Source organism: Elusimicrobiota bacterium (assembly GCA_016182905.1).
Taxonomy (GTDB): domain Bacteria; phylum Elusimicrobiota; class Elusimicrobia; order UBA1565; family UBA9628; genus GWA2-66-18.
Window position 1 is genome coordinate 1 of the sequence record JACPFR010000046.1, and the last position, 26,976, is coordinate 26,976.

27 protein-coding genes are annotated in these 26,976 nt (G+C 69.2%); 19 read left to right on the forward strand and 8 right to left on the reverse strand.

Annotated features, from left to right (window positions below):
- The first annotated feature begins 124 nt into the window (after window positions 1–124).
- From HYV14_14345 to HYV14_14365, 5 genes are all read left to right on the forward strand, one after another.
- Entirely contained in the window at window positions 125–1,123 is a 999-nt protein-coding gene (locus HYV14_14345) for a hypothetical protein (protein ID MBI2387168.1), read from the forward strand.
- Window positions 1,120–1,581 (forward strand): EVE domain-containing protein, encoded by a 462-nt coding sequence (locus tag HYV14_14350; GenBank protein ID MBI2387169.1) that lies wholly within the window; start codon window positions 1,120–1,122, stop codon window positions 1,579–1,581. The genes HYV14_14345 and HYV14_14350 overlap by 4 nt, the downstream gene beginning before the upstream one ends.
- Before the next feature lie 137 nt (window positions 1,582–1,718).
- Window positions 1,719–2,399 (forward strand): hypothetical protein, encoded by a 681-nt coding sequence (locus HYV14_14355; protein MBI2387170.1) that lies wholly within the window; start codon window positions 1,719–1,721, stop codon window positions 2,397–2,399.
- The gene (locus tag HYV14_14360) at window positions 2,399–3,064 is read left to right on the forward strand and encodes a Crp/Fnr family transcriptional regulator (GenBank protein ID MBI2387171.1); all 666 of its coding nucleotides are present in this window, start codon (window positions 2,399–2,401) and stop codon (window positions 3,062–3,064) included. The genes HYV14_14355 and HYV14_14360 overlap by 1 nt, the downstream gene beginning before the upstream one ends.
- A 69-nt stretch (window positions 3,065–3,133) precedes the next feature.
- The gene (locus tag HYV14_14365; protein MBI2387172.1) at window positions 3,134–3,340 is read left to right on the forward strand and encodes a DUF2892 domain-containing protein; all 207 of its coding nucleotides are present in this window, start codon (window positions 3,134–3,136) and stop codon (window positions 3,338–3,340) included.
- Window positions 3,341–3,358: 18 nt separating this feature from the next.
- Here HYV14_14365 and HYV14_14370 read toward each other — a convergent pair whose 3' ends face one another.
- Window positions 3,359–5,677, reverse strand: coding sequence for a protein kinase (locus tag HYV14_14370; GenBank protein ID MBI2387173.1), 2,319 nt, complete (start codon window positions 5,675–5,677; stop codon window positions 3,359–3,361).
- Between the two features lie 129 nt (window positions 5,678–5,806).
- Here HYV14_14370 and HYV14_14375 point away from each other — a divergent pair, with 129 nt between their 5' ends.
- From HYV14_14375 to HYV14_14385, 3 genes are read left to right on the forward strand one after another with little or no spacing between them, the layout of a single operon-like run.
- Entirely contained in the window at window positions 5,807–6,232 is a 426-nt protein-coding gene (locus tag HYV14_14375; GenBank protein MBI2387174.1) for a hypothetical protein, read from the forward strand.
- Window positions 6,229–7,380 carry an N-methyl-L-tryptophan oxidase gene (gene solA, locus HYV14_14380; GenBank protein MBI2387175.1) on the forward strand — a complete coding sequence of 384 codons (1,152 nt, stop codon included), beginning with the start codon at window positions 6,229–6,231 and terminating at the stop codon, window positions 7,378–7,380. Before HYV14_14375 ends, solA begins: the two co-directional genes overlap by 4 nt.
- A gap of 52 nt (window positions 7,381–7,432) precedes the next feature.
- The gene (locus HYV14_14385; GenBank protein ID MBI2387176.1) at window positions 7,433–7,588 is read left to right on the forward strand and encodes a hypothetical protein; all 156 of its coding nucleotides are present in this window, start codon (window positions 7,433–7,435) and stop codon (window positions 7,586–7,588) included.
- 600 nt (window positions 7,589–8,188) lie between these two features.
- Here the strand turns inward: HYV14_14385 and HYV14_14390 are convergent.
- Window positions 8,189–8,551, reverse strand: coding sequence for a DUF2784 family protein (locus HYV14_14390; protein ID MBI2387177.1), 363 nt, complete (start codon window positions 8,549–8,551; stop codon window positions 8,189–8,191).
- 60 nt (window positions 8,552–8,611) lie between these two features.
- Between HYV14_14390 and HYV14_14395 the strand changes: the two genes are divergently transcribed.
- Window positions 8,612–9,298, forward strand: a complete 687-nt coding sequence (locus tag HYV14_14395) for a hypothetical protein (GenBank protein ID MBI2387178.1) — start codon at window positions 8,612–8,614, stop codon at window positions 9,296–9,298.
- A gap of 34 nt (window positions 9,299–9,332) precedes the next feature.
- Here HYV14_14395 and HYV14_14400 read toward each other — a convergent pair whose 3' ends face one another.
- Complete coding sequence (locus tag HYV14_14400; GenBank protein ID MBI2387179.1) at window positions 9,333–9,587, reverse strand: mitomycin resistance protein; 255 nt, start codon at window positions 9,585–9,587, stop codon at window positions 9,333–9,335.
- A 29-nt stretch (window positions 9,588–9,616) separates the two neighbouring features.
- Complete coding sequence (gene acnA, locus HYV14_14405) at window positions 9,617–12,328, reverse strand: aconitate hydratase AcnA (protein MBI2387180.1); 2,712 nt, start codon at window positions 12,326–12,328, stop codon at window positions 9,617–9,619.
- Window positions 12,329–12,645: 317 nt separating this feature from the next.
- Here acnA and HYV14_14410 point away from each other — a divergent pair, with 317 nt between their 5' ends.
- The 3 genes from HYV14_14410 (at window position 12,646) to HYV14_14420 (ending at window position 16,864) form a co-directional block, all read left to right on the forward strand.
- Window positions 12,646–14,232, forward strand: a complete 1,587-nt coding sequence (locus tag HYV14_14410; GenBank protein ID MBI2387181.1) for a hypothetical protein — start codon at window positions 12,646–12,648, stop codon at window positions 14,230–14,232.
- Window positions 14,232–16,457, forward strand: coding sequence for a translocation/assembly module TamB domain-containing protein (locus HYV14_14415; protein ID MBI2387182.1), 2,226 nt, complete (start codon window positions 14,232–14,234; stop codon window positions 16,455–16,457). Before HYV14_14410 ends, HYV14_14415 begins: the two co-directional genes overlap by 1 nt.
- A 101-nt stretch (window positions 16,458–16,558) precedes the next feature.
- Window positions 16,559–16,864, forward strand: a complete 306-nt coding sequence (locus HYV14_14420; protein ID MBI2387183.1) for a PilZ domain-containing protein — start codon at window positions 16,559–16,561, stop codon at window positions 16,862–16,864.
- 16 nt (window positions 16,865–16,880) lie between these two features.
- On the opposite strand, the gene HYV14_14425 is transcribed toward HYV14_14420, so the two are convergent.
- Complete coding sequence (locus HYV14_14425; protein ID MBI2387184.1) at window positions 16,881–17,219, reverse strand: phage holin family protein; 339 nt, start codon at window positions 17,217–17,219, stop codon at window positions 16,881–16,883.
- 151 nt (window positions 17,220–17,370) lie between these two features.
- Between HYV14_14425 and HYV14_14430 the strand changes: the two genes are divergently transcribed.
- From HYV14_14430 to HYV14_14445, 4 genes are all read left to right on the forward strand, one after another.
- Window positions 17,371–18,921, forward strand: a complete 1,551-nt coding sequence (locus tag HYV14_14430) for a BamA/TamA family outer membrane protein (GenBank protein ID MBI2387185.1) — start codon at window positions 17,371–17,373, stop codon at window positions 18,919–18,921.
- A 30-nt stretch (window positions 18,922–18,951) separates the two neighbouring features.
- Window positions 18,952–19,992: an OmpA family protein gene (locus HYV14_14435; protein ID MBI2387186.1), complete on the forward strand. Its 1,041-nt coding sequence runs from the start codon at window positions 18,952–18,954 to the stop codon at window positions 19,990–19,992.
- A 41-nt stretch (window positions 19,993–20,033) separates the two neighbouring features.
- Entirely contained in the window at window positions 20,034–20,357 is a 324-nt protein-coding gene (locus HYV14_14440; GenBank protein MBI2387187.1) for a CPXCG motif-containing cysteine-rich protein, read from the forward strand.
- A 65-nt stretch (window positions 20,358–20,422) separates the two neighbouring features.
- Complete coding sequence (locus HYV14_14445) at window positions 20,423–20,788, forward strand: CoA-binding protein (GenBank protein ID MBI2387188.1); 366 nt, start codon at window positions 20,423–20,425, stop codon at window positions 20,786–20,788.
- A 20-nt stretch (window positions 20,789–20,808) separates the two neighbouring features.
- Here the strand turns inward: HYV14_14445 and HYV14_14450 are convergent, their stop codons facing one another.
- Both HYV14_14450 and HYV14_14455 read right to left on the reverse strand, forming a co-directional pair.
- Window positions 20,809–21,978, reverse strand: a complete 1,170-nt coding sequence (locus tag HYV14_14450; GenBank protein ID MBI2387189.1) for an ATP-binding protein — start codon at window positions 21,976–21,978, stop codon at window positions 20,809–20,811.
- 91 nt (window positions 21,979–22,069) lie between these two features.
- The gene (locus HYV14_14455) at window positions 22,070–22,852 is read right to left on the reverse strand and encodes an FKBP-type peptidyl-prolyl cis-trans isomerase (protein ID MBI2387190.1); all 783 of its coding nucleotides are present in this window, start codon (window positions 22,850–22,852) and stop codon (window positions 22,070–22,072) included.
- A gap of 57 nt (window positions 22,853–22,909) precedes the next feature.
- On the opposite strand from HYV14_14455, the gene HYV14_14460 reads away from it, so the two are divergent.
- A complete protein-coding gene (locus tag HYV14_14460) occupies window positions 22,910–24,109 on the forward strand; it encodes an MFS transporter (protein ID MBI2387191.1) in 1,200 nt (399 codons plus the stop codon).
- Here the strand turns inward: HYV14_14460 and HYV14_14465 are convergent.
- Window positions 24,045–25,385 carry an endonuclease gene (locus HYV14_14465; GenBank protein ID MBI2387192.1) on the reverse strand — a complete coding sequence of 447 codons (1,341 nt, stop codon included), beginning with the start codon at window positions 25,383–25,385 and terminating at the stop codon, window positions 24,045–24,047. The genes HYV14_14460 and HYV14_14465 overlap by 65 nt on opposite strands.
- A gap of 94 nt (window positions 25,386–25,479) precedes the next feature.
- Here HYV14_14465 and HYV14_14470 point away from each other — a divergent pair, with 94 nt between their 5' ends.
- Both HYV14_14470 and HYV14_14475 read left to right on the forward strand, forming a co-directional pair.
- Window positions 25,480–26,706: a DEAD/DEAH box helicase gene (locus tag HYV14_14470; GenBank protein ID MBI2387193.1), complete on the forward strand. Its 1,227-nt coding sequence runs from the start codon at window positions 25,480–25,482 to the stop codon at window positions 26,704–26,706.
- A gap of 100 nt (window positions 26,707–26,806) precedes the next feature.
- On the forward strand, window positions 26,807–26,962 hold the full coding sequence (locus HYV14_14475) for a hypothetical protein (protein ID MBI2387194.1): 156 nt from the start codon (window positions 26,807–26,809) through the stop codon (window positions 26,960–26,962).
- The last annotated feature ends 14 nt before the right edge of the window (window positions 26,963–26,976 follow it).

Genomic DNA, 26,976 nt, shown 5'->3' on the forward strand with positions numbered 1-26,976 from the left:
CCGGGTGGTGCGCAGCTCGACGAACTTCGGATTCGCGATCGAGCGCACGGCTTCAAACAGGCCTCATTCACGGCTCGATGTGGATATCCGCGCCGGGGCCGCCGAGGGGGATGGATGCTCGACCATGAACCCAGCAATCCTGGACGGCGCCGTGCCCGCCGAGCAGGCGCGCGCGCTGCTGCGCCGCTCGCACTGGGAGACGACCAAGTTCTTCCTTGGCTCGCGCTCCGTCCTCCTGCGCTCGATGGTCCAGCAGCAGAAGGCCGACACCGCGGACAAGCCGCGCGCCGTGCGCGACCTCGAGGGCATGTGGATCGACTGGCGCACCAAGGCCTACTCGGGCGTCGTGCGCACCGCCGGCCCCCAGGTGGCCGACCGCGCGACCATCCGGCGCGAGGCGGTGAAGCTCTGGGAGCGCTACTTCCCCAAGGACCCCGAGTCGCGCGCGTCCTTCCTCGCCTATCTCGACCGCGTCGACAAGGTCGTGCCGCTCGAGCGCCCCAGCTACTACCGCAAGAAGGCCTTCGGCGTCTTCTACGAGCTGCCGACGATGGCCCCGGAGCTGCTCGCCGCGAAGATCGACGCGATGCTCACCGACGAGCAGCTCGCGAGGATCGACGAGCACCGCGCGACGCGCCAGCCGCTCGTCCTGGCGTCCTTCCGCGCGGCCGTCGTCGCCTCCATCCTCGAGGTCAACAAGGACCTCCCCCGCGGCCGCCGCGTGATCGCGATGGCGCTGCTCGGCTCCTACTCGATCGGCCAGTCCGGGCCCTCGAGCGACATCGACTATCAGCTCGTCACCGAGGACGGCGGCGTCGCCGCGATCAAGCCCTTCGCCGCGGCGCTCGACCGCAACTGGACGGAGAACCGCCTCAAGGACATCGAGGGCTTCGCCTCGACCTTGCCTCCCTCCCCCGAGGTCGTCAAGGACAGCTTCGCCGAGGGCTACCTCGTCATCTCTCCCGACCCCGCGGCGGTCGCCGCGCTGTCGAAGGACTCCTTCGCTCCCCCGGTGCCGACCTCCTGGTCGCGCCTGCGCGGCCGGGCCGCCGGCGCCTTCTGGAAGGCGTGGGTCTGGTCGTACTTCCGCCTCGCGGACCTGCGCGACCTGCTCGTCAAATGACCGCCGCCCGCCTCTGGCTGATGAAGTCCGAGCCGGACGTGTTCGGCATCGACGACCTGGCGAAGAAGAGGACCGAGGGCTGGAACGGCGTGCGCAACTACGAGGCGCGCAACTTCATGAAGAGCATGAAGGTCGGCGACAAGGTCCTGTTCTACCACTCCAACGCCAAGCCCTCCGGCGTCGCGGGCATCGCCGAGGTCAGCCGCACCGCCTACCCCGACCCCACCCAGTTCGATCCCAAGAGCGACTACTACGAGCCGCGCGCGACGCCCAAAGACCCGGTCTGGTTCCAGGTGGACCTGCGCTTCGTCTCCAAGCTCCCGCGCCTGGTCCCGCTCGACGAGCTCCGGGGGACGCCCGAACTCGCGGGCATGGCGCTGTTCAAGCGCTCCCGGCTGTCGGTGATACCGGTGACGGCGCTCGAATGGAGGATCATCACCGGTCTCGCCAAGAGCTGAACCCGGCGACTGTTTCCGGAAACAGTTGGAAACGGAGCATTTGCGAGAACTCGCAGCGGTGCGAGTTGGAGAGCAGCTGAACGTACGAAAGAGATCGAAGCTTAGCGCCAAATCCGCACTTGCTACACTAGCGGACCATGGGAGAGACCTTCGAGCTCGGCGGCGTGCGCATCCCCGGAGAGGGCGCGACCTTGCGCCTGTCCAAGAAGGACGGAATCTTCACGATCTGGGTGGCTGACACCGAGCTGATGAGCAGCGAGATCCACAAGTCCGAGGACGACCTCGCCAAGCTCGTGTGCTCGAGGCTCGCGCACCTTCCCGAGGCGAAGCTCCTCATCGGCGGCCTGGGCATGGGCTACACGCTGGCGGCGGCCCTCAAGGAACTGGGGCCCAAAGGGAAGGTCGTCGTGGCCGAGCTGATGCACGCCGTCGTGGAGTGGAACAAGGGCCCGCTCGCGCACCTGGCGGGCCGGCCGCTCGAGGATCCGCGCGTCGAGGTGCGGCTTCAAGACGTGGCGATGAGCTTGCAGACCGAGCTCGCCGAGTTCGACGGCGTGCTGCTCGACGTGGACAACGGACCCGAGGGCCTCACGCGCGACTCGAACAACTGGCTGTACTCGCAGGAGGGCCTGGCCGCGGCCTACACGGCCCTGCGCCCCGGCGGCGTGCTGGCGATCTGGTCGTCGACGCCCGACAAGGGCTTCGGGATGCGCCTGCGCAAGGCGGGCTTCGACGTCGAGGAGAAGCTCGTGAACTCCTCGGAGGCGGGCGGCAACGAGCGCCACACGATCTTCCTGGGCGTTACCGGGCCATCCTGATGCTCACGGAGACGGAGCGCGCCGCCGCGCTGCGGGCGCTGCCTTTCCTTCGAGGCGCCGGCAGGCAGGCGCAGGAGGACCTGTTCCGCTTCGGGGTCTGCCGCTCGTTCCCGGCGGGCGCGAGCGTGATCGAAGAAGGCCAGGAATGCGCCTATGTGCCGCTCGTTCTCTCGGGGGAGCTGCGCGTCTTCAAGTCGGGCGAGAGCGGCCGGGAAGTGACCCTTTATCGGATCGGGCGCGGAGAGAGCTGCATGCTGACCGGATCCTGCGTGATCTCCGGCGCGCGGTTCCCGGCCGAGGCGTCCGTCGAGTCTTCCGCCGTCGTTCTTCTGATCCCCGCTCCCCGTTTTCGCGACTGGATGGCGCGGCACGAGGCATGGCGGGCCTACGTGTTCGCGTTGCTCTCGAAGCGGCTGAGCGAGGTCATCCTGACCGTCGAGGAGATCTCCTTTCGACGGGTCGACGCGCGGCTGGCGGCGCGGCTGGCGTCCGCGGCGGGGGGCGAGCTCGTCGTGACGCATCGAGCCCTTGCATCGGAGATCGGCACGGCCCGGGAGGTCGTCAGCCGCCTCCTCAAGGAGTTCGAGCGCGAGGGCCTCGTCCTTCTCACGCGCCGCTCCGTTCGCGTGCTCGACCGCGCCGCGCTCGAGCGCCGCGCCGTGTGACTTAGTCACCGACGCGGGCGCGCCGGCGGCGCTATCCTCTCTTCAGGCCGCAACAAGCAAGGAGGATGCATGCTCTCATCGAATGTCGGAAAGTCGGATCGCGTCGCGCGCGTCGTCGTCGGTCTGGGAATACTCGCCGCCGGCTGGCGCTTTCACAGTCCGCTCGGCCTCATCGGGCTGGCGCCGCTGCTGACCGCCGCGCTCGGCTGGTGCCCGGCGTATCTGCCGTTCGGTCTCAGCACGGCGTGCTCGGCCAAGAGCCGCCCTCCGAAGTGAGGCGGGCGGCCGCCCGCTCTAAGCCGGGGAGCGGCGGTCGTTGATCGCCTCGAGGGCGGTCCAGAACTCGGCGGGCGTGGCGAGGCGCTTGTCGGGGTCCGGCTCGAGCGTGCGGTCGATCAGCGCGTCGAGCTCGGGGCTCAGGCCCGGCACCCGCGTCGACGGGCGCAGGTAGCTCTTGGCGAGCTTGGCCGGCGTCGTGCCGTCGAACGGGCGCGAGCCGGTCACCATCTCGTAGAGGACCGCGCCGAGCGCGAACACGTCGTTCTCGCGGCGGATGACGCCGTACTCCTGCTCCGGCGCCATGTAGTGCGGCGTCCCGACGACGCTCTGCGTCGTCGCCGCCTTGCCGGAGAGCGCCGCGTGGCGCGAGATGCCGAAATCGAGGACCTTCACGCCGCCGTCCTTGGTCAGCATCACGTTCCCGGGCTTCAGGTCGCGGTGGACGACGCCCCGCCCGTGCGCGTAGGTCAGCGCCGAGCAGACGGGGCCGAGCACGCGCTTGATCTCGCGGAGGGGCAGGACCTTCCGTTCGGTGATGACCTCGTCGAGAGTGCAGCCCTCGAGGCGCTCGAAGACGAGGTAGAGGCCGCGCTCGTCCTGCTCGACCCCGTGGATGTCCACGATCGAGGGATGCTGGAGCTCGGCCACCATCGCGGCCTCCTCGATCAGGGCCTTCTTGGCCTCGGCATCGAGGAGGAACTCGTCGCGCAGCATCTTGATGGCGACCTGGCGCTTGAGGCGCTTGTCGCGGGCCTCGTAGACGATGCCCATGCCGCCGTGGCCGATCGCCTTGCCGAGCTCGTAGTGGAGCTCGATGCCCGACGGCGCGCGCGCCTTCTTCTCCCGGTCGCCGCGCAGGCCGTTGCTGACGTGCATGAGGCCGAAGCCGATGAGCAGCCCGCCGGCGACGGTGAAGAGCAGGACGATGCCGAAGGAGCGCGCGCGGGGCGGGAGCGCCGCGTCGAGGAAGGGCCGCCGCTCGCCGTCGCGCGTCAGCTGGGCCGGGATCAGGCCGTGGCGCCGGGTCGAGTCGCGGTAGTCGGGCTCGAACTGGCCGTTGAGCACGGCGGCGGTCTTGAGGTCGGCGGCCATCGCCTCGTAGTCGCCGCGCCCCTCGTGGGCGTGGCCGCGGTTGGCGTAGGCGTACGGGTTCTTCGGGTCGATCTCGAGCGAGTGGTTGGCGTCGGAGATGGCGTCGGTGAAGCGCCCCATGCGGATGTACGCCCAGGCGCGCGCGTCGCGCAGGAACGCGGCGGAGGGGGAGATCGACAGCCCGCGCGAGGCGTCCCGGTCGGCGTCGCCGTAGCGCCCGAGCAGGTTCTCGGCGGCGGCGCGGTAGAACAAGGCGTCGCTGTTGTCCGGCTCGACCTCCAGGGCCTTGTCGGCCTCGCCGATGGCGCCGTGGTAGTCCTTGACCGCGAGCTTGCTGCCGGCCGTCTCGATGAAGCGGCGGACCGACTTCTCGGCCGGGAGCTCCGGCGGCGCCTGGCGCAGGGCCTCGACCTGGTTGAGCTGCTGGACCATGCCGTGGTACTCGCGCTCGACGGACTGGGCGAGGCTCGTGTTCTCGAACTTCGGGGCGGCGGCGGTGCGGCCCTCGGACAGCTTCATCAGGGCGAAGGCGGTCTTGTCGTTCGGGTCGATGGCGAGCGCGCGCCTCGCGTCCTCGACGGCCTGCAGGTAGTTCCCGAGGCCGTAGGACGCGGCCGCGCGCGCGGTCCACGCCGGGCCCTCGCTCGGCAGGCGGCGCAGCACCGCGTCGGCGTCGGCGTAGCCGCGCGCGAAGTCGCTGAGCGCGGAGCTGGCCTGGGAGCGGCTGATCAGGGCGTCCTTGTCCGCGGGGTCGTAGGTGAGCGCGATGCCGGCCAGCTCGCGGCCGTCCGCCCAGCGTTCGGCGCGGTTGTTGAGCGCGGCGGCCTGGGCCGCCGCCTGCGCCGCGAAAGCCTTGGGCGCGTCCTGGGGGAGATGGCGGACCGTGTTGTTCAACTCGCCGAGATGGTTGTCGATCCAGATCTGCCGCTCGGCGGGCTTGACCGCGTCGGCCCCCTTGATCATGTCGTCGACGGCGGCGGCGAGCTCGGTCCTGGCCTTGCTCTCGGGCTGGCCCTCCAGGATCATCTTGAAGTCGCGCAGCAGCCCGCGCGACGGCGCGCCGGCGAGGCCGCTCAGCGACGCCCCGGTCCCGAGGGTCGCGTCGGCCGGGGCCACGCGCCAATTGAGCGCCGCGGGGGCGGGCGTCGCGGCGGGGGCGTCGGCGGGGGCGTCGTCCGCGGCGCGCGCGGGCGACAGGGCCAACAGGAAGGCGAGCGCGACGGGCGCGCAGAAACGCTTCATTCTATCGGGCGATGATTCCTTGTGAGTGTAAAGACCTGGGATGAGGGCGTCAAGGGTCCTGGGGCCGCATTTCCTTGACGATTTTTGGACTCCGCGGCCCGCCTTATCGATTTGCTAAAATATCCAAAGATGAGCCGGTTGTTCTGCGTCGACGGCACGAATCTGGTCCGCACCGCCTACGGCTACGGCGGCCCGGCCCACGCGGCGCAGGAGGACGCGGACACGGACCGGGTCACGGTGATCTTCGCCCAGCTGTGCGAGGACGCCGGCGGGGACATCGAAGTCGAGCTCTTTTACGACGGGGCTTTCCGGACGCTCGGCGGCCCGCGGCCGGACAACTTCCGCGTGAGCTTCACGCGCGAGCTGAAGGCCGACGACCTGATCCTCGACCGGGTCCGTTCCCGGAAATGGAGCGGCGGGAAGACGACGGTCGTGACGGCCGACGTCGAGCTGGGCGAGATGGCCGAGGCGGAGGGCGGGAAATGGCTGCGCGTCGGCCACGGCTCGCCGCCGGAAGGCGTCGCGCGACGGATCGGAGGACGGTTTCTCAAATGAGCGTCAAGAACTCGGTGATCATCGTCGGCGGCGGCATCATGGGCGTGCAGACGGCCTACCATCTCGCCCTGCTCGGCCACACGGTCACCCTCCTCGACCAGCGCGACGTCCCCAACCAATGGGCGGCCTCGGGCGACCACCTGCGCGTGTTCCGCCTCACCTACGGCAAGGACTCGTTCTACACCGAGATGGCCCTCAAGGCCCTGCCGATGTGGCTCGAGCTGAACACGCTCTCCGAGGAGACCCTCCTCCTGCAGAACGGCGTGCTGGAGCTCGCGCCCAAGGCCGCCGGCTACGAGGCGCACAGCCTGGGCGTCCTCCAGGACCGCAAGGTCCGCTTCGAGAAGCTCCTGCCCCCGGAGGTCAAGAAGCGCTACCCGATGTACCGCTCGGGCGCCTTCAAGTGGGCGCTGTTCCACCCGGACGGCGGCATGATCTGGGCCAGCCGCGCCGTCGCCGCGACCGCGTCCATCGCCCAGCGCAAGGGCGTCAAGATCCGCAACGGCGTCAAGGTCGTCTCGATCCAGAGGGACAAGAACGGGATCAAGTCGGTCAAGGACTCGACGGGCAAGGCGTGGGAGGCCGACAAGTTCCTCTTCGCGGCGGGCTACTGGTCCAACGAGCTGCTCAAGCCTTGGGGCGTCCCGATCAAGATCACCAAGCAGGAACAGTTGTTCTTAAGACCCCAGGAGGGCCGCGGCCGCTACCGCCCCGAGCATTTCCCCGTCTTCGCGAGCGCGGCCTCCGGCTTCTACGGCTTCCCGGTGCACATCCAGGGCTTCATCAAGATCGGCGACCACCGCAAAGGTCCCGTCGTGAAGGCGGCCAACCCCGACGAGATGCGCACGCTGTCCCCGAAGTTCGAGAAGGCCTGCCGCAAGTTCCTCAAGCAGTACATCCCCGAGCTCGCGGGCTTCGTCGACTTCGAGGGCCACGTGTGCTGGTACGACAACACGCCCGACGACGATTTCATCATGGACCGCCTGCCCGACGCGCCCAACGGCTTCGTCGCGGCCGGCTTCTCCGGCCACGGCTTCAAGTTCGCGCCGGTCATCGGCAAGTCGATGGCCGAGCTCATCGTCGGCGGCAAGTCCGAGCTGAACCTGCACCGCTTCCGCCTCGGCCGCTTCAAGCTGCGCAAAGGTTAGGATAGGTCCTAGGACCCTTGTCGATTTTGTGGAATCGAGCTAAACTTCCGCTATGACTTATAAAGCATTGTTCGAACGAAAACTTGGGAAGATGGCGGTGAGAAAGCTGCCCTCCAAGTGGATTCGACATATTGCTCGTATCGATGCGCTTCCCAAGCCCGTCAAAGTCATTCCCGCCAAAAAGCTGCGTGAGCTGGTAAGTGCCTAGTCGGGCTTACTTTCTAGACGCTAGCGCGCTCGTTCATAAATACTCCAACCTCAAAGATTCCGAATCCCGCCGCGTTCAGGAGTCTTCGTGACGCGCTTTTGAACGACGTCAGTAAAGATCGGATCATCTCGTCTTATGAACTAAAACGGCGCCACTTCGAGGACATAGAGGAGATTTTTATTCGCGATCACCGGTTGGGTTTACCGAGAAATTCTGGAGATTGGCTGAGCTCTCACGACGCGCTGATCATCAGCATGGCGACGGAATTTGCAGATAAGCACCGGGACTCTCGAAATGACGTCGTTATCGTGACATGCGATCGCCGGATTGCCGATTTCTGCGCCTATTACCGTGGAGAGTTCGCTTCCGCGGTGTATGTTCTCAATCGAGATAACGTCTAGTGCTTCATTCGCTTGATCGAGGCGTTGATGTTTCGCGGTGGGCGCTCTAGCAGGCTGCTGAAAAACCTCCCCATCCATAAAAACGAACCACAAAGTCACTAAGGCACTAAGAGAAGATGGCCTTAAACCCATCAAACTCGGTGTCTTCGTGTCTTTGTGGTTTGGTCGGCCCCACCGTTAGGGCTTTTTCAGCAGCCTGCTAGCGGCGCTCGCGGCGTCGGAGACGGGCGTACAACCCCAGCCAGAGGACGAACCAGACCCCCGTCGCCGCGCCGAGAAGGCCCGGCGTGACGTTCCAATAGACGAGCTTCTCGAGGCCGCGGGCGATGAAGCCGCCCGCGTAGGCGGCCCCGGGGCCGCTCCGCTCGAGAAGGCTGTTTTCCAGGTCCGTCAGGGGGCAGCGGCCGGCGGAAGCCATGAACGCCAGCGTCGCGCCCAGCGAGACGAGGTGCGCCGTCCGCCACGCCGGGCGCCTCCAGCACCAGAGCGGGCCGAGGACGTTGAACGCCACCACGGCCGCGTGGACGGCCAGCACCAGGTCCGCCAGGAGCTTCCAGGGCATCGTTTAAGTTTAGTCCATTATTGATGGGTTCTTTTAGCCGTTTAGGGCTACAATAAAACAATGAGACAGCTGTTCCTCGTCCCGGCGGCCGTCCTAGCACTCGGCGCCTGCGGCACGGCCACGGTCGCGATCAAATCCGACTTCGAGTTCTCCCGGATCAAGCGCGTCGCCGTCGTCGGCTTCTCCGATCACGGGGGCAGCCCGGGCTCGGGCGAGGCGCTGTCCGGCGCCTTCGAGCAGAGCCTGCTCGCGGCGGGCTACGGTCTCGTCGAGCGCGGGCAGGTGGACAAGGTCCTGCGCGAGAAGAAGCTCTCCGCCGGGGACCCCAAGGCGGCCAAGGAGATCGGCCGCCTGCTCGGCGTGGACGCTCTCCTGTTCGGGCGCATCACCGATTTCCGCGAGCCGCGGGAGTCCTTGGTCCGGGCCGACGTCGTCGACACCCATCAGGACCCGGTCTACGTCCGCCGGACCAAGCGCGTGCAGCAGCCCGACGGCACCTTCGCGAACACCGAGGTCACCGAGCTGTCCGGCTACCGGACCACGCGCGTCGTGCGCCGCGAGCCGCGCACGGTGACGACGTACGGCCGCCTGGGAGTGACCGCCCGGCTCGTCTACGTGCCGACCGGGGAGATCCTCTGGTCCGGCTCGGACTCGACGAGCGTCTACACCTTCGAGGAGTCGGCGCGCGCCGTGGCCGACTCGATCCTGAAGGCGGTCCGAAAGACCTGGCCTTCGCAGGGGAAATAGCGGATCGGGACTCGCCTTGGCCGGCGGGCCTCTTCTATTTTTTCGCTAGGGCCGCGCCGTAGCGCGCCTTGCGCTCGGCGGTGAACTCCCACCACGGCCGCCGGTCGCCGTTCTCGGCGAAGGCGACCGCGGCCATGAAGGTGTCGAGCACGCATGGGTCCTGGCGCGAGCGCGTCTTCCGGCACAGCGCCCGGTACAGCTTCCACGGGTCGCGCCCGCGCAGGTCGGCCGGGACCTTCAGGCCGAGCAGGCGGAAATCGGCCGCCGTCGCGGCGCCGACGTTCGGCATGTCCTCGAAGAGCTCGGGGACGGCCTTCTTCACGCCGCGACGGGGGTCTTGCCCGAGCCGGCCAGCATCTGCCCCAGCACGAAGCGCAGCACGCCGCCGCAGCGGTAGTACTCGAGCTCGATCGGCGTGTCGATGCGGCACAGAACCTTGAACTCCTTGGTCTTGCCCGCCTCGTCCGTCGCGCGCACGACGAGATGGCCGCGCGGCTTGACCGAGGCGAGGCCCAGGACGTCGAAGGTCTCGTAGCCGGTCAGGCCGAGGGTCGCGGCCGACTCGCCCTCGAGGAACTGCAGGGGCAGGACGCCCATGCCGACCAGGTTCGAGCGGTGGATGCGCTCGAAGCTTTGGGCGACGGCGGCCTTGACGCCCTGCAGCGCGGGGCCCTTGGCGGCCCAGTCGCGCGAGGAGCCGGTGCCGTACTCCTTGCCCGCGATCACAATCAGCGGCGTCTTCTCCGCCTGGTACTTCTCGGCGGCGTCCCAGATCGCCAGCTGCTGCTTCGACGGGATGTGCATCGTGTAGCCGCCGGTCACGTCCTTGAGCATCAGGTTCTTGATGCGGATGTTGGCGAAGGTGCCGCGCATCATGACCTCGTGGTTGCCGCGGCGCGCGCCGTAGCTGTTGAAGTCGGAGGACTTCACGCCCTTCGACTCCAGGTAGCGTCCCGCGGGGGAGTCCTTCGCGATGTTCCCGGCCGGCGAGATATGGTCCGTCGTGACGGAATCCCCGAACACGGCCAAAGCGCGCGCGCCCTTGATGTCGTCGAGGGCCCGCGGCTTGAGGTCGAGGTCCGCGAAGTACGGCGGCAGGCGCACGTACGTCGACTTCTCGTCCCACGTGTAGAGCTCGGAGGCGTTCACGTTCAGCGACTGCCAGTTCTTGTCGCCCGCGAACACGTCCTTATACTGCCGCACGAAGGTCTCGCGCGTCACGTGCTTCTCGACGGCCTTGGCGACCTCGTCGTTGGTGGGCCAGACGTCCTTGAGATAGACGGGCTTCCCGTCCTTCCCGGTCCCGAGCGGCTCGGTCGCGAGGTCGATGTCGACGTTCCCGGCCAGCGCGTAGGCGACGACCAGCGGCGGCGAGGCGAGATAGTTCGCCTTCACGAGCGGGTTCACGCGGCCCTCGAAGTTGCGGTTGCCGGAGATCACCGCGGCGACGACGAGGCTGGTCTCCGAAACGGCCTTGGCCACCTCCTCGGGCAGCGGGCCGGAATTGCCGATGCAGGTGGTGCAGCCGTAGCCGACGAGGTGGAACTTGAGCTTCTCGAGCGGCTCGACGAGGCCGGCGGACTTCAGGTAGTCCATGACGACCTTCGAGCCCGGGGCCAGCGAGGTCTTCACCCACGGCTTGACGCTCAGGCCCTTGGCGGCGGCCTTCTGGGCGACGAGGCCGGCGGCGATGAGGACCCCGGGGTTGGAGGTGTTGGTGCAGGACGTGATCGCCGCGAGCGCGACCGCGCCGTGGCCGAGCTTGTAGTCCTTGACCGCGACCTGCGTGCCGGCGGGAGCGGGGGTGTTCCCCTTCTTGTCCTTCTCCTTCAGGAAGCCGGGCAGGTCGGCCGCCAGCCACTGCTTCTTGACCGAGCCGAGCTCGATGCGGTCCTGGGGGCGCTTCGGCCCCGCCACGGAGGGGACGATCTTCGCGAGGTCGAGGGACAAGGTCTCGGCGAAGGACGGCTCGCTTCGCTCGTCCCGGAATATCCCCTGCGCCTTGCAATAGGCCTCGACGAGGGAGACGTCCGCCTCGGGCCGGCCGGAGACGCGGAGGTACTCGAGCGTGCGGTCGTCGACGGGGAAGAAGCCGACGGTGGCGCCGTACTCGGGGGCCATGTTCGCGATCATCGCGCGGTCGGCGAGCGCCAGGCCCGCGACGCCGGGCCCGTAGAACTCGACGAATTTCCCGACGACGCCTTTCTTGCGGAGCATCTCGGTGACGGTGAGCACCGCGTCGGTCGCGGTCACGCCCTCGGAGAGCGCGCCGGTCAGGCGGAAGCCGACGACCTCGGGGATCAGCATGGGCATGGCCTGGCCGAGCATCGCGGCCTCGGCCTCGATGCCGCCGACGCCCCAGCCGACGACGCCGAGGCCGTTGATCATCGTGGTGTGGGAGTCGGTGCCGATGACGGTGTCGGGGTAAGCCAGGCCGTCCAAGGTCCAGACGACCTTGGCGAGGTACTCGAGGTTGACCTGGTGGACGATGCCGGTCTCGGGCGGGACGGCGCGGAAGTTGGAGAACGCCTTCTGGCCCCACTTGAGGAAGGAGTAGCGCTCCTTGTTGCGCGAGAACTCGAGCTCGGAGTTCTTGTCGAACGCGTCGGAGGTCCCGAAGAAGTCGACCTGCACGGAGTGGTCGATGACGAGGTCGACGGGCTGGAAGGGGTTGATGCGCTTGGCGTCGCCGCCGAGCTTCTTGATCGCGTCGCGCATCGCGGCGAGGTCCACGACGGCGGGCACGCCGGTGAAGTCCTGCATGACGACGCGGGCGGGCATGAAGAACACCTCGCGCTCGGCGGGCTTGGTCCCGACGGTCTTGGCTACGGCCTCGATGTCGCCCTTCTTGACGACCGCGCCGTCCTCGTGGCGCAGCAGGTTCTCGAGGAAGATCTTCATCGAGAACGGCATCTTGGACAGGTCGAAGCCTTTTTCCGCCAAGGCGGCGAGGCTGAAATAGTCGACCTTCCGCGGTCCGACGGTCAGGGTTTTGCGGGACTTGAAGCTGTCGAGAGAGGGAGTTTTCATGGTGGCGCTCCTGATAGGACGGCGATGGCGCATCTTATCATTTCGTCCCGCAAGCAACATCACGGCCGGGTTTCCCATCACCGCCGTCCGCGAGAGAGGACGATTCGTTGCTTCTCTAAGGACGTGCGCCGTCAGAACCCCTCGAACCCGCGGAAAGGAGGCGTCGAATACCCAGACCGACCTCGGAAAGGACCCGTGCGGCTCTTCTGGCCGGCCTCGCCCTGCTCCTTCGCTGCGGCGCGGCGGCGGCCGATCTGTGCCCGGGCGTCGGGATCACGGGCGCCGCGGTCTCCCTGACCGCCGTCGAGCGCCGGCTCGTGTGCGGCGATCCCGAGAGCGAGGCGTGGCGGGAGGTCCCGCGGGCGCAGGCGCGGGGGTTCCTGACGGCCTTCCTCCAGCAGCGGGGATTCCTGTTCCCGTCGTTCATCGAGAGGGAGGGCCGCCTTCTCGTGGAGACGGGAACGATCACCCCGATCCGGCGTCTCGAGGGCGACAACCTGCCGCCGGGGATCGACCTGAGCAAGCGCCGGCGCGTGGTCGGCGCGCCGCTGACGCCGGCGATGCTCGACAATGTCAAGGCGGCGGTGACCGGCGACCTCCAGAACCAGGGGTATCCCTGTCCGGAGGTCGTGATGTCGGCCGACGCGCGCTCCGGCGAGGTGGTCGCCCGTTTCTCCGGCGGGACGACGCACGACGCGCGCGCGATCGAGGAGCCGGTCCTCGAGGGGATCGACCCGGGCATCTTCCGGCGCTACGAGGCCTTCGAGCGCGGCCGTCCGATCGACCCGCGCCTGTTCGCGCTCACCTCGGACCGGATCGTCAGCGAGGCGCTGTTCCTGAACTCCGCGTACGACGTGTCCTGCGGGACCGGGGGCGTGCGCATCGTCCACCGGGTGGCCGTGGCCCCGCCGCGCCTGATCCGCATCGGGGTGGGCATCGACACCGAGGGCCTCGCGCGGGTGCGCGCGCGCTGGAACCATTCGCGCATCGGCTGGCGCGCCAGTGCCGCGGAGGCGACCGTCTTCGCCTCGAAGCGCGAGCAGTCGCTGGACGGCCGGATGCGCTTCTACCTGAGGCCCTCCTCGAGGCTGTACCTCCTGCCCCGCGCCGTCGCGGCGCGCGCCGACGAGCCGCGCTTCGAGACGGTCTCCTACGTGATCTCGGCGGGACCCGGGCTCACCTGGGACGACCAGACCGTGCACCTGGAGTTCTTCGCGGGACCGGCCCTCGAGTACGCGGACACGCGCCGGGGCGTCGGCCCGCAGGACTCGTACTTCCAGACCTTCAACACCCGTTTCGAGGCGACGAGCCATCTCTTCGAGCATCACGTGCGCGAGCCCCGCGGCGGCTTCCGCGCCGAGCTCGACACGGCCTCGCGCGTCTCCGAGGTCCAATCGTCGCTGACGGCGCACCGCGTCCGGCTCGGGACGGAGAAGCTCTGGAACGTGGGGCGCTACGACCCGCCCCTCGCCGTGCTCGGCCTTCGCGGCTGGATCGGCACGACCGTCGTCGGGGACCGCGAGGCCGCGCTGCGGGGGCTGCCGCCGGCGATGCGCTTCTTCATCGGCGGCAACTCCGACTTCCGCGGCGTCGGCCCGGGCGAGCTCGGCGACGAGAGCGGCTTCCTGACGGGCGTCTACCAGGGCCTGGAGCTGCGCGCGGGGGACCTGCTGCCGTGGCGGCTCCAGCCCCTCGTGTTCCTCGACGCGGCGATGGCGGGGCGCTCGTCGCTGCGGCTGGACCCCGACGTGTACTACGCGCCCGGCTTCGGCGCGCGCTGGCCCACCGTGATCGGCGCCTTCCGCGCGACCTTCGCGCGCAGCCTGGTCTGGCGGCGCGACCCGGCCACGGCGCCGGGCCCGCGGCACTGGCAGTTCTTCTTCAGCTACGGGAGGGAGTTCTGATGCGGGCCTGGGCGAAGCGTCTGGCCTTCCTGGCGGTCCCGCCCCTGGCGCTGCTCGCGGTCGCCGGGGCCGTTTTCCTGGCGAGGCCCGGCGCGCTGCTCACGAGCCGGACGGTGGGCGCGGCGATCAAAGTCCTCGGCGCCTCGTACGCGCCCGCCTGGTCGAGCCTGCGCTTCTCCGCCGAGGCCCTCTCGTTGCGCCGCCACCGCTATGCCCTCACCGCCTTCGGCTTCTGCGTCGCCGACCGGCCGGGGGTGTTTTCGGCCTGCTTCTCCGAGCTCGAGCTGCGCGCGGTCGTCTTCTACTCGCGGCGCGGGCCGGTCGTCGAGCGCGTCGAGCGCCTCGTCGCGGTCTCCGGCGGCGCCCGCGTCGACCTGCGCCGCCGCGGCCCGGGCGGGGGGGCGGGGGGGCCGCCCGCCGCGCTGTACGCGACCCCGGTGCGCGAACTGCGCGTCGAGCTGTCCTCGTTCACCTTCACGACCTCGACGGCTGCGGTCGCCGGGGACTTCCGCGCCGTCGTCGATCCTCGCGCCCGGCGTCCGCTGTCGGCCGCGGCGGACCTCCGGGTCGCGGGCTTCGGAGACGTCCGCCGCCTGAAGGCCGAGCTCTCCGCGGCGACCGACCTGCTCCAGGGCGGCGCGCCCACCTTCGTCGATCTCGTCGGGAGCGCGGACCTCCGGCCCGGAGGGCGGGCGCGGGCCGACTTCCGGGCGCGGCGCGACGCGCGGGGCTACGCCGCCTCGGGCGCCGCCGAGGTCTCGCCGTCCACCGGCCCGCTGCGCTCCCTGCGGCTCTACGCCTGCGAGGGCTCCGCGCCGCTGGGCCCCGGGGCGCAGCGGCCGTCCGCCGCCGGCCTGGCCTGCCGCTACCAATTGACCCCGGCCGGGACGCCCGCGGGGCCCTTCCGGTCGCTGCGGTCCCTGACGGGGCGCGTCTCCCTCGACGGACGCGCCGGCGGCGGGACGTACGAGGCCGCGCTGAAGGCCGACGTCGAGCCGGTCAAGGCCTGGTACGAGGTCGCGGGCAGCGCCGCGGTCCGCGCCAGCGGCCGGCTCGACCGTCCGCTGAAGGACGCGGCGTTGGCCCACGAGGTCCGCGCGACGGTCAAGGTGCCACGCTTCGAGGACCTCGTCGCGCTCCTGAAGGAGACGAAGTACGCCGTCCCCGCTCCTTTCCACGTCCTGAAGGGCCCTCTGTCGCTGGCGATCGGGAGCCGCGGCGATCCGCGCGCCGCGCGCCTCTCCGCGCGCTACGAGCTCGCGAGGGACCTCGCGGCCGGCCGTCAGCGGCTCGTCCTTCGGGCGAAGGGGGAGGCGGCGGCCGCGGATGCCGGGACGCCGGGGCGCGCCCTCGAGCATTCGGGCGAGCTGATCTTCAAGGAGGTCGCGCTCGAGGTCCCCCGCCTCGAGGTGGGGCGCGCGCCGAAGGTGTTCGTCGACAAGCGCATCAAGACCGGCGGAGAAGCCCGGGACGGGGCCGCGCCGGGGCGGCCCGCCGCCGGCCGCGCCGGCCCCCGGCTCGCGGCGCCGCGGGGCCGCCTCGTCGTGAAGACCGAGAAGCCCGTGGTTCTCTTCCTGAACCTGGCGAAGGATCCCGTGCCGATCGGCCTCGACCTGGTCCTGACCTCGCCGCCGTCCGCGGCCGCGGGGCGGGTCTCGGTCCGGGCCTTCGACGTGGAGCTGTTCCGGCGCAACGCGACGATCGATCACCTGAACATCGAGGTGTCCTCCGGGTCCAGGCCCGGGGCGCTGGAGGGGCTCGTGCGGTACAAGACGCCGGACGTGGAGATCCGCATCATGGTCCTGGGCACCGTGGAGAAGCCGCTCATCGAGCTGGCGAGCGTCCCGCCGTTGAAGCGCGAGGACATCATCGCCCTCCTGATCTTCGGCAAGAGCCCCGCCGAGCTCGACCCCGAGCAGACCGCCTCCGTGAGCAACACGGAGACGGCTCTGGAGAGCCGCGCCTTCGGCCTCGCCTCGCTGTACCTGTTCGGCGCCACGCCGATCGAGCACGTCGGCTACGATTCCGCCACGAAGACGACGACGGTCAAGCTCCGCCTGCCGGGCGGGGCGAACCTCACGATCGGCAGCGACTTCGACCAGAGCCGGCAGCTGACGCTGCGCAAGTCGCTGGCGCCGCACTGGGCCATCCAGTCGGAGATCAGCGATCAGGGGCGGGAGGGCGCGGGCGCGACGACCTTCCTCGAATGGTTCAACCGCTACTGAGGGCCCGGGCGGCCGAGACGAGACCGATACAGGACCGGCATGCGCCCGCAATGGCCGCGCCGCTCCCGTCCCGTTACAATGCGGGCGGAGAGGACACGCACATGACCATGGCCAAGTTCACCCGGGAGGCGCGCCGCGCGCCGCGCGCGCGGCACGATTCGACTCTGGAGCTCCTCGCCGACGGGGGCTCCGCGCCGGCCGGCTCCGCGCGCCTCGTCGACGTCTCCTCGTCGGGCGCGCGGTTCGCCGCGACGGAGACGTTCGTCGTGGGCGCGCCCATACGCGCGCGTCTGCGCCTCCTGAAGTCGGGCGTCCTCGACGTCCGGGGGACCGTGGTCCGCGTCGAGGAGAAGACGAACTACACGCTGTACGCCGTCCGGTTCGACTCGACCTCCGCCCGCGGGTGAGCTCGCCGGCCCCGGATCACACCCGCGTGACCGCGTGGAACGCGGAGTTGACGAGGGCGAGCACGAACGCGAAGGCCAGCGCCCACCAGAAGCTCGCGACCCGGAAGCCCGGCACCAGTGCCGCCGTCAGCATGACCAGGACCCCGATGATGACGAAGGTGAAGAGGCCGAGGGTCAGGATGTTGATGGGCAAGGTCAGCGCCATGAGCACCGGGCCCAGCACCGCGTTGACGACGCCGAGCACGATCGCGACGACGACGGCCGTGCCGAACCCGTCGATGGAGACTCCGCTGAGGAGCCGGCCCGTGACGAGTACGGCGGCGGCGCTGACGAGTATGTTCAGGATGATGTACATCGATCGCCCTCCTTTCGACGCCGTCCGCATCCTATCATTGCCTTCCCCGCGGACCTCGTGACGGCGGGGTAAAGCTTTGATGTGAGGAGCGGGGCTCGGTCTCAGCCGCGAGGACTATCGGCGCCGAAAGGGGCATAATCTCCGGATTCGCATGCGCGCACTGACTTTGCTGCTCTGTCTTCACGCGGCGCCGCTGGCGGCGGCGCCCCCGCGAAAGGCCCGCCTTCCGGCGGGCCTCGTCATCGCCTCCATCCAGATCGACGCCCGCAACGTCTTCGAGACCGACGCCCCGCCCGAGAACAAGCTGCTGTACCGGGCGGCCAACCGCGCCCACATCCGCACGCGGGACTACGTCATCGAGCGGGAGCTTCTCTTCGCGGTCGGCGAGCGCTTCGACCCCCTGCTGATCGAGGAGACCGAGCGCAACCTGCGCTCGCTGCCCTTCCTGCGCCGCGCCGAGGTCGCGGCGGTCGTCAACAAGCAGGGAAAGGTCGACGTGACCGTGCGGACCTACGACTCGTGGACCCTCGAGGTCGTCGCGGGCTTCAAGCGCGCCGGCGGCGCGACGAACGTCAAGGGAGGGTTCGCCGAGAACAACATCCTGGGCCAGGGCAAGGCGGCCTCGGCCGTTTACAGCCGCGACGGGGACTCCGTGTCGCGCGCCTTCAGCTACAAGGACCGGCAGTTCATGCGCCTCAAGCGCCTTCAATTCTCGGCGGCCGCGCAATCGGCGCAGGGGAGCAAGACCTACACGATCGGGGTGGACCGCCCCTTCTACGCCTCGATCGCGCGCTCCGCCTTCGGCGGCTCCGTCGTCTACTCCGAGAGCAGGCTCGCCGACGTCCTGCGCCGCAGCGGCGAGGCCGGGGTCAGCTACGGCGTGGCGCTGACGACCTCCACCGAGCGGACCCGGCGCGTCACCTTCGGCCTGTCGACGCGCCGCGCCATGTCCGATGGGCCGCTGCCCGACGTCGAGCAGCTGACCTTCCTGAAGCTCGGCGCGGAGTGGCAGGAGCTGGACTTCATCACCGCGCGGCGCATACAGAACTTCACCCGCGACGAGGACTTCAACCTCGGCCTCGGCGTGTTCCCCTCGGTGGCGTGGGCTCCGAGGATCTCCGCGCTGGGGACCCGCGAGACGCAGATCCTGCCGCGCGTCGACCTGACCAAGGGCTTCGCCTGGTCGAGAGAGCTGCTGCTCCTGAAGTCGGGCTACCGTTCGAAGTACGCCAACGGGAACAACGGGGACCGCGTGGCCTCCTTCGAGGCCTCCTATTTCGTGCGGGGCCTGAACTACCAGACCTTGGCCTTCCACGCCGCCCTGGACCTCGGCTGGCAGCTCGACGAGACCAGCCAACTGACGCTCGGCGAGCTCAACGGCCTGCGCGGCTACGGCCTGAGCCGCTTCACGGGCACCCGCCGCTTCCTGTACAACCTCGAGGACCGCGTCTACGTCTGGGACAACCTCTTCCGCCTGCTCGACGTCGGCGCGGCGGCCTTCTACGACTCGGGCTACGCCTGGCCCGAGGGCTCCTCGATCAACCTGGCCGACCTCCGGAGCAGCGTCGGCTTGGGCCTGCGCGTGGCGCCTTCGCGCTCGGGAAGCAACAGCCCCGTCCGCGTCGACTTGGCCTACCCGGTCAGCCGGCGCACCGGCCTCTCCTCCTGGTCGCTCTCCATCCTGGCCGGACAGGCCTTCTAATAGCCGGCGGGATTGTTTTATCATCTCGTCATGAAACGATTACTTCCGGCGCTCCTCCTGTCGCTGACGGCCGCCTGCGGCGGCGCGAAGATCGAGAAGCAGAGAAAGGAGATCGAGGATCTCCAGACGAAGGCCGGCGCGTTCTACACCCAGCTCCAGGAGAAGGCCGACGAGATCGGAGCGCTCAAGACGTCGAAGGCCGGGCTCGAGACCCGCGTCGTCGAGCTCGAGGCCCGCGTCGTCGAGCTCGAGGGGCGTTCCGCCGCCGCCGAGGGCCGCGCGGCGACGCTGGCGAAGTCCAACAAGTCCCTGTCCGACGCGATCGGCGCGAGCAAGGACGAGCTCGGCGAGAAGCTGAACGCGGTCGTCGCCGAGAAGGACGAGCTCGCGAGGAAGTTCTCCGACGCGGTGAAGGAGAAGCTGGCGCTCGAGCGCCTCAAGAGCGTCTACCAGGCGGCGCGGGAGAAGGCCGGGCGCGAGATGTCCAAGCTCAAGGAAGAGCGCGAGGCGCTGGCCTCCCGCCTGTCCGCGGCCCAGGACGCGTTCAAGAAGACCGACGCCGAGGCCCGTCAGGCCGGCGAGGCCCGCGCCGCGGTCCTCCTGAAGACCCGCGAGGAGATGGGCGCGGCCGCCGACGCCGTCCTCGCGGAGATGCAGGCGGGCCGGGCGCTCGTCGAGCAGAGCGGCGAGACCTTCACGATCGCGCTCAGCGACGCCGCGCTCTTCGAAGACGGCTCGGTCAAGATCACGGAGCCCGGCGCCGCCCTGCTCGCGCGCGTCGGCGCGGCGCTCAAGGCGCTGCCGTCGAAGTCGCTGCGCGTCGAGGCGCACTCCGACAACGCCCCGTTCAAGAAGGGCCTCCTCGGCGGCTACGCCGGCCACTGGGAGCTGACCGCCGCGCGCGCCGCCGCCGTCGCGCGCTGGCTGCACGAGCACGCGGGGCTCGATCCCGAGCGCCTCTCGGCGGCGGGCTTCGGGGAGTTCCGCCCGGCCAAGCCCAACGACACGGCCGAGGGCCGCGCGGCGAACCGCCGCGTCGCGCTGGTCGTCGCGCCGATGAGACCGCAGTAGCCCCCCTTGACGGAAAAAGCTTCACCCTCTACACTGAAAGCATGCCGAAGACCAAAGCTCCTGCGAAGGCGAAGAAGACCAAAAAGGCCGCGCCCGAGCGTCACGCCGACGCGTCCGAGCATAAGACCGCCGAGCGGATCATGGAGACCGTGCTCAAGGAGCAGAGCGTCGAGGCTTCGACCGAGCGTCTGGACCAGTGGATCACCATCGAGTGCCCGCATTGCTCCGAGGGCTCCGAGCTCCACGTGATCTCCGACATGGACGGCCAGTCGATCGATCAGGACTGCACGGTGTGCTGCCGCTCCTTCGTCGCGCACATCGAGATCGACGACGGCGAGGCTCACGTCGGCGTGGAAGCCGCCTGACGGACGAGGCCTGCCGGCTCCCCGCTGGCGGAAAGCCGGACGACGCCGTGGAAAAGATCCTGGCGATGCGCGTGATCGCCGTCGTCGGCATGTCTCCCAAGCCGGAGCGCCCGTCGCATTACGTCTCCGAGTACTTGAAAGGGCAGGGCTACACGATCGTGCCCGTCAATCCCGGCCACAGCGAGATTTTAGGGGAAAAGTGCTGGCCGAGCGTGACCGACATCCCCTTTCCGGTCGACGTGGTGTGCGTGTTCCGCCGTCCCGAGGAGGCGCTGACGCCGATCCTCGAGGCGATCGCCAAGAAGGCGAAGGCCGTCTGGCTCCAGGACGGCGTCTATCACGACGAGGGCGAGCGCCTGGCGCGCGAAGCCGGACTGCTCGTCGTGTCGAGCGACTGCATGATGCGCCGGCACGCCCGCTCCGGGCGCTGACCTCCGGCGACGCCGCGGACTCAGGCCCCGGGGAAGCCCCCCTTCTCGAGTCGCGCCCAGGGTATGGCCGACAGCCCAGGCGCAAGCTGAAGCGCTCTCTCTCCGCGGTAGACGACGAACCCCGAACTTACGTGGAGATCCTTCATGCATTGGCGGATGCCGAGCAGTCCCTTGGCGGACAGCGTCGAGCCCGCCTTGACCTCGACGACCAGGCGCGTCCGGCCGTTCTCGACGATCAAATCGGCCTCCGCGCCGGCCTGGGTTCTCCAAAAGTAACAGCCCGGAGCCGGCCAGCGCAGCTTCGCCCGGCGGATGAGCTCCTCCAGGACGAATCCCTCCCAGGAATTGCCCCTCCCAGGCCATGTCTCCAGGTCCTGAGGCTTGCGCAATCCGGCGAGATGGTGCAGAAGCCCCGTGTCGCGGATATAGAGCTTCGGGCTCTTGACCAGGCGTTTGGAGATGTTCGCGTGGTAGGGCTGCAGGCGGCGGATCATGAACGCGCCTTCGAGGATGTCCAGATGATGGGACACGGTGGGAACGCTCAGGTCGAGCGACCTCGCCAGATCGGAGACATTGAGCAGGCCGCCATGGACGTGCGCGAGCATCATCCAGAGCTTGCGCAGGCGCACGGGAGCCACCTGGATCCCCATGGCGGGGATATCCCTTTCGAGAAAAGCGCGGACATACTGCTCGAGCCAGGCGGTTTTGCTCTGCGCCGCGCTCAACGCATACAGCGGCGGAAGTCCGCCCCAGAACCATCTCTGCGCCAGCCATCTAGGCCTGGCGGCCAGCTCCGAACTGCCGAAAGGCGTCATCTCCAGCATTCCGAGGCGGCCCGCGAGGCTCTCGCCGGACTGCTTCAAGAGCGGAGGCGCGGCGGATCCGGTCAGGACGAATGATCCGGGACGCCGTTTCCGGTCCACCACCCCGCGCAGGATAGGGAAAAGCTGCGGCCATCGCTGAGCCTCATCGATGATCAGATTCCCGGGATTGGCCGCCAGAAATCCTTCGGGGTCGGACGTCAGGAGGTCGAGATCGGTGGGATTCTCCAGATCCAAATACTTCCACGAGGGAAGCGCCGCGCGCACCAAGGTCGTCTTGCCGGATTGTCTGGGGCCGGCCACAAGGACGACGGGGAAGGTCCGGAGGTGGAGCCGAAGGGCCCCCGCCTCGTCGCGCCGAATCAGCATTCCTTGTATTATACAGGACGACCATTAAAATTACAAGGTATTTTACGGAGAGCGGCCGGACACAGCTGCTTCAGCGGAAGTCCCTCAACAGCTAGGGCTTGACTATCTCGACGAGCTCGACCTCGAAGACCAGGGTCGCGCCGGGCTTGATGCCGGACCGGCCCGGGTCTCCGTAGGCGACGTCGGACGGGCAGACGAGCTTCGCCTTGCCGCCGACCTTCATCATCGAGATGCCGTGGGTCCAGCACTTGATGACGCCGTCGAGGGCGAACTCCGTGGGCGCGCCGCGGGGGTAGGAGGAGTCGAACTCCTCGCCGTCGACGGTGGTGCCGCGGTAGTGGGCCTTGATCGTCGCGGTCTTCGAGGGGATCGGGCCGGAGCCGGCCTTCGTCTCGAGGTACCAGCCGCCGCCGGGGATCGCCTGGGGCTTGTTCTCCTTGACGAACTTCTCGGTGAAGACGCGTCCCTTCTCCTTCTCCGGCGACGCGGCGGCGGCCATGGCGGCCTCGCGGCGCGCGTTGGAGGCCTCGAGGCGCTTGGAGAGGATGTCGGTGACGCGGGGCTGGTAGAAGCGGACGTCCACCTGCGGGGCCTTGTTCAGGACCGAGTCGGCGATGCCCGCCTGGACGATCTTCACCTCGGCCGCGGACATGCTGAAGGGGGTCAGGTTGCGGCCCATCAGGAAGCCGATGGTGTAGATCGCGCGCTCCTCGTCCGTCTTATAGGCCTCCTTCGGCGCGGGTCGATTCGCCTTCGGCGAATCGCTCTTCGCTTCAGCCTTGGGCGCGGCGGCCTTGGGGGCCTCGGTCTTCGGCGCGTCGGCGGCGAAGGCGGGCGCGGCGGCGAGGATCAGCGACATCAGGACGGGTTTCATGACGGTTCTCCTATGAAATCGCGCTAATGATAGCACATCATTCGTAGAATCCTTTCCATGGTCCAAGGGGTCGGCCGGAACGTCTACTGGCTGGGCGCGGTGAGCTTCTTCGCCGACGTCGCCGGCGAGATGATCGCGCCGCTGCTCCCCCTGTACATCACCACGGTGCTCGGCGCCGCGCCGACGGCGGTCGGGCTCGTGGAGGGCGCGGCCGAGCTCGCGGCCAGCGTCTTTCGCGGCGTCGGGGGCTGGTGGAGCGACCGGGCGGGGGCGCGCAAGCCGACGGTCGTCCTCGGCTACGCGCTCTCGGCCGCCGCCAAGCCCGCGCTCGCCCTGGCGGCCGGCTGGCCGGGGCTGCTCGTCGCCCGTTTCGCCGACCGGACGGGCAAGGGCCTGCGCGGCGCCGCGCGCGACGCGCTGATCGCCTCGTCGACGGACCGGGCGCACCTGGGCAAGGCCTTCGGCCTGCACCGCGCGATGGACACGGCCGGCGCCGTCGCCGGCCCGCTGATCGGCCTGTGGCTTTTGAGCGCGGGTCTCTCCTACCGTTCGATCTTCCTGTGGGCGGGGCTTCCGGCCTTCGCCGCGGTGGCCGTGCTGGTCCTGTTCGTGCGCGACGTCAAGGTCCCCGGGAAGGAACCGGCGCGGGAGAGGCTTCCTTCCACGCCGCTGTCGTCCAAGTTCTGGCGCTTCCTCGCGGTGTACGGCCTGTTCGCGCTGGGCAACTCCTCCGACGCGTTCGTCCTGCTCAAGGGCCGCGACGCGGGGATGAGCGCGACGACGGTCGTGCTCGCCTACGTCCTGTTCAACGTCGTCAACGCGGCCTGCGCGACGGCGATCGGCCACGTCGCCGACCGCGTCGGCCGGAGGCTGACGGTGGCCGCGGGCATGGGCGTGTACTCATTGTGCTACCTCGGCTTCGCGCGCGCGACGACGGCGGAGGCCCTCTGGCCGCTGTTCGCGCTGTACGGCCTTCAGGCGGCGCTGATCGAGGGCTCGTTCCGGGCCGCCGTCGCCGACGCGAGCGAGCCCGGCAACCGCGGCCTGGCCCAGGGCGTGTTCCAGGGGACGGCGGGCGTCCTGGCCTTCACGGCGAGCGCGCTCGCGGGGCTGATGTGGACGAGGATCTCGCCCTCGGCGCCCTTCTATTTCGGCGCGGCGTGCTCGGCCGCGGCCGCGGTGCTGCTGCCGTTCAGCGTCTGGAGGAGCGCCGGCCCGACGGGCGGCGGCTCGAGGAGCCCCGGGACGACGGCTTGAAGCTCATCGCGTCCGCTCCGCGCGAAGGCCCGTTGCCGGCTCGAAAGGAGTCGGCGCCGACGCGATCGGCGAGCTTGTAGTCGTCGATGAACGGGTTGCGGTTGCCCTGCCACTGCTCGACGAGGTCGTTGCGCCGCGCCTCGAAGGCGTCGGGCGGGAAGCGGCGGTTCCAGTCCAGGAACAGCTCGATCTGCTGGTTCCAGAACACGACCGAGGTGCGGCCGAACATGCGGGAGTCCTTGTAGCGCGAGTAGAAGTACAGCATGCCGCGCGCCACGCGCCCCTTCACCGCGTCCGGGGGCTCGAAGACGCCGTTGCCGCGCTTGGCGCCGGCCTTGTTCTCGTAGTCGGGCCGGCCGGTGACGACGCCGAAGGGCATGTGGCCGCGCACCGAGTTCGGGTGCATGAAGGTCGCCATCAGATGGTGCAGGTCCGAGCGCATCGGCAGGGCCTTGTTGAACAGGGACTGGGGCCAGGTGTGCTCGACGTTCATGCCCTGCCCGTCGGAGTAGCCGTCGCCGTTGGGATCGCCGCGCTCGGGGTAGTCGCCGCCTTCCTTGCTCGTGCCGGGGACGAAGATGCCGGAGTACGCGTCGACGACGCCGCTGACGCCGTTGATGATCACGTGGTCGGCCTTCGCGAACATGTAGTCGGAGGCCTCGGAATAAGACCGCTCCTTGTGGCCCCGGCCGGAGATCCGGTTGAGCGCGTCGAGCAAGGCCTTGCCGGTCAGCCCCTCGGTACCGGGGACCGGCTTCTGGGCGGCGAGCGGCGCGCGCTCGACGAGGTGGACGCGGACGGCGCCCCGGCCCTTGGGCACGGCCTGGAAGGTCGCGCCGGCCTCGTCCTTGATCGCGCGCGAGCCGTCGAAGACCTGGCCGGACGGCTGGAAATTGAAGCGGCTGGCCCAGCCGTCGACCGGGGTCGCGGCCTTGACCGGCGTCTTCGCGCTCTCCGGCTCGCCGTTCGGGACGGAGGCCTTCGCGGCGGCGGGAAGGGCGGCGGCCGGCCGCGCGAGCGCGCCCACCGGCACCGGCGCGATCGCGGGCTGCAGCGCGAAAGCGGGAGACGGGGCCGGCGCGGCCAAAACGGGCACGAGCGACGCGGCCGACAGCGGCGTCATGGCCAGGGGGGAGACCGCGACCGGCGAGCCGAGCCCCGTGACGATGGGAACCCCGGTGGTCGGGACGAAGGACCCGGTGACCCGCACGTTCTGGGCCTGCAGGGAGGGGGCGAGGAGCAGCGTCGCGAGCAGTCCGGCCGATGCCAGTTTCATCCTTCCAATTATGCCCCAGGCCGGACTTCCGCACATGGGCCATTAGGCCCACATCAGCGCATGTCCTCGGTTTGCTACAATAAGGCTCCTTTAAATGCCCTTCAACACCTTCAACCTTCGTCCCGAACTCCTCCAAGGAATACAGGCCCTCGGCTACGCCGCCCCGACCCCCATCCAAGCGCAGGCGCTGCCGGAAGCCCTGCTCGGCAAGGACGTCATCGGCTCCGCGCAGACCGGCAGCGGCAAGACCGTCGCCTTCACCTTGCCCCTGCTGTCGCGCCTGCTCGCCGACCGCGAGACCGAGGGCGGCGCCAAGGCCGGCCTGCGCGTGCGCGCCCTCGTGCTGACCCCGACGCGCGAGCTCGCGACCCAGGTCGAGCGCATGATCGCCGAGCTCGCCAAGTTCTCCCCGGTCAAATGCGTCGTCGTCATCGGCGGCGCCAGCTTCCACGCCCAGACCCAGGAGCTCAAGCGCGGCGCCGAGGTGGTCGTCGCCACCCCCGGCCGCCTGCTCGACCATATCCGCTCCGGCACCTTCAACCTCCAGAACGTGCGCGTCGCCGTCCTCGACGAGGCCGACCGCATGCTCGACATGGGCTTCATGCCCGACGTGCGCCGCATCATGAAGATGCTCCCGGCCGAGCGCCAGACCTTGATGTTCTCCGCGACCATCCCGATAGAAGTCGAAAGGGTGGTGAACGAATTCATGCGCTCGCCCGTCCGCGTCTCCGTGGACAAGCCGCGCTCGACCGCGACGACGATCAAGCAGCGCCTGTTCCCGGTCACCGAGGACCAGAAGGCGACCTTGCTCGAGGCGATGCTCAAGGCCGAGGGCGTGGACTCCGTCATCATCTTCACGCGCACGAAGGTCCGCGCCGACCGCGTCGCGGGCTGGCTCCAACGCAAGGCGATCCGGTGCGTGGTCCTCCACTCCGACCTGTCGCAGAGCGAGCGCGACCGCGGCATGGCCGACTTCCGCGAGGGCCGTCACACCGTCCTCGTCGCCACGGACTTGGCCGCCCGCGGATTGGACGTCCCCGACGTCTCCCACGTGATCAACTACGACGTGCCCGAGCACCCCGAGGACTACGTCCACCGCATCGGCCGCACCGGACGCGCGATGACCGAGGGCGACGCCGCGACCTTGGTCGCGCTGGAGGAGGAGAAGCTCGTGCCGGTCATCGAGGCCTTCATCGGCCAGGAGATCGAGCGCAAGGCCCTCCCCGGCTTCCCGTACCGCGTGCCGCCGCGCATGAAGACGTACCGGCCTTCCTTAATGTCCTCCTTCCGCGTGCGCCGCCGCTCCATCCCTAGACGCTGACGCCGTCACATCTCCTACATATAACCGTTTCCCGCCCGACATGGAACGGCCCCGGCCCCGGGGATAGACTCTATGCACGGGATATGACGTCGGGGGATGCATGGTGCAGGAGCATTGGTGGCGCGACGGGGAAGTGGCGGAGGGCCTGAGGGCCGCCGCGCAAGCGACGAAGCCCGTTGCCGCAGATCGCGCCGTCGACTGGGACGGCCCCTTCGGAGACGAGCCCTGCGTCCCGATCATCTACGAGCCGTTCTAGGAAGGCTCGGTTAG

Excerpts from the sequence above, each read along its gene's own strand:
- HYV14_14360 (MBI2387171.1), top strand. The coding sequence starts at position 2,399 with ATGCTCACGGAGACGGAGCGCGCCGCCGCGCTGCGGGCGCTGCCTTTC.
- HYV14_14470 (MBI2387193.1), top strand. The coding sequence starts at position 25,480 with ATGCCCTTCAACACCTTCAACCTTCGTCCCGAACTCCTCCAAGGAATA.
- acnA (MBI2387180.1), bottom strand. The coding sequence starts at position 12,328 with ATGAAAACTCCCTCTCTCGACAGCTTCAAGTCCCGCAAAACCCTGACC.
- HYV14_14455 (MBI2387190.1), bottom strand. The coding sequence starts at position 22,852 with ATGAAACCCGTCCTGATGTCGCTGATCCTCGCCGCCGCGCCCGCCTTC.
- HYV14_14450 (MBI2387189.1), bottom strand. The coding sequence starts at position 21,978 with ATGCTGATTCGGCGCGACGAGGCGGGGGCCCTTCGGCTCCACCTCCGG.
- HYV14_14435 (MBI2387186.1), top strand. The coding sequence starts at position 18,952 with ATGAAACGATTACTTCCGGCGCTCCTCCTGTCGCTGACGGCCGCCTGC.
- HYV14_14375 (MBI2387174.1), top strand. The coding sequence starts at position 5,807 with ATGAGCCGGTTGTTCTGCGTCGACGGCACGAATCTGGTCCGCACCGCC.
- HYV14_14370 (MBI2387173.1), bottom strand. The coding sequence starts at position 5,677 with ATGAAGCGTTTCTGCGCGCCCGTCGCGCTCGCCTTCCTGTTGGCCCTG.
- HYV14_14445 (MBI2387188.1), top strand. The coding sequence starts at position 20,423 with ATGCGCGTGATCGCCGTCGTCGGCATGTCTCCCAAGCCGGAGCGCCCG.
- HYV14_14345 (MBI2387168.1), top strand. The coding sequence starts at position 125 with ATGAACCCAGCAATCCTGGACGGCGCCGTGCCCGCCGAGCAGGCGCGC.
- HYV14_14460 (MBI2387191.1), top strand. The coding sequence starts at position 22,910 with ATGGTCCAAGGGGTCGGCCGGAACGTCTACTGGCTGGGCGCGGTGAGC.
- HYV14_14400 (MBI2387179.1), bottom strand. The coding sequence starts at position 9,587 with ATGCCGAACGTCGGCGCCGCGACGGCGGCCGATTTCCGCCTGCTCGGC.
- HYV14_14415 (MBI2387182.1), top strand. The coding sequence starts at position 14,232 with ATGCGGGCCTGGGCGAAGCGTCTGGCCTTCCTGGCGGTCCCGCCCCTG.
- HYV14_14390 (MBI2387177.1), bottom strand. The coding sequence starts at position 8,551 with ATGCCCTGGAAGCTCCTGGCGGACCTGGTGCTGGCCGTCCACGCGGCC.
- HYV14_14365 (MBI2387172.1), top strand. The coding sequence starts at position 3,134 with ATGCTCTCATCGAATGTCGGAAAGTCGGATCGCGTCGCGCGCGTCGTC.
- HYV14_14355 (MBI2387170.1), top strand. The coding sequence starts at position 1,719 with ATGGGAGAGACCTTCGAGCTCGGCGGCGTGCGCATCCCCGGAGAGGGC.
- HYV14_14350 (MBI2387169.1), top strand. The coding sequence starts at position 1,120 with ATGACCGCCGCCCGCCTCTGGCTGATGAAGTCCGAGCCGGACGTGTTC.
- HYV14_14395 (MBI2387178.1), top strand. The coding sequence starts at position 8,612 with ATGAGACAGCTGTTCCTCGTCCCGGCGGCCGTCCTAGCACTCGGCGCC.
- HYV14_14385 (MBI2387176.1), top strand. The coding sequence starts at position 7,433 with ATGACTTATAAAGCATTGTTCGAACGAAAACTTGGGAAGATGGCGGTG.
- solA (MBI2387175.1), top strand. The coding sequence starts at position 6,229 with ATGAGCGTCAAGAACTCGGTGATCATCGTCGGCGGCGGCATCATGGGC.
- HYV14_14425 (MBI2387184.1), bottom strand. The coding sequence starts at position 17,219 with ATGTACATCATCCTGAACATACTCGTCAGCGCCGCCGCCGTACTCGTC.
- HYV14_14475 (MBI2387194.1), top strand. The coding sequence starts at position 26,807 with ATGGTGCAGGAGCATTGGTGGCGCGACGGGGAAGTGGCGGAGGGCCTG.
- HYV14_14420 (MBI2387183.1), top strand. The coding sequence starts at position 16,559 with ATGACCATGGCCAAGTTCACCCGGGAGGCGCGCCGCGCGCCGCGCGCG.
- HYV14_14440 (MBI2387187.1), top strand. The coding sequence starts at position 20,034 with ATGCCGAAGACCAAAGCTCCTGCGAAGGCGAAGAAGACCAAAAAGGCC.
- HYV14_14465 (MBI2387192.1), bottom strand. The coding sequence starts at position 25,385 with ATGAAACTGGCATCGGCCGGACTGCTCGCGACGCTGCTCCTCGCCCCC.
- HYV14_14430 (MBI2387185.1), top strand. The coding sequence starts at position 17,371 with ATGCGCGCACTGACTTTGCTGCTCTGTCTTCACGCGGCGCCGCTGGCG.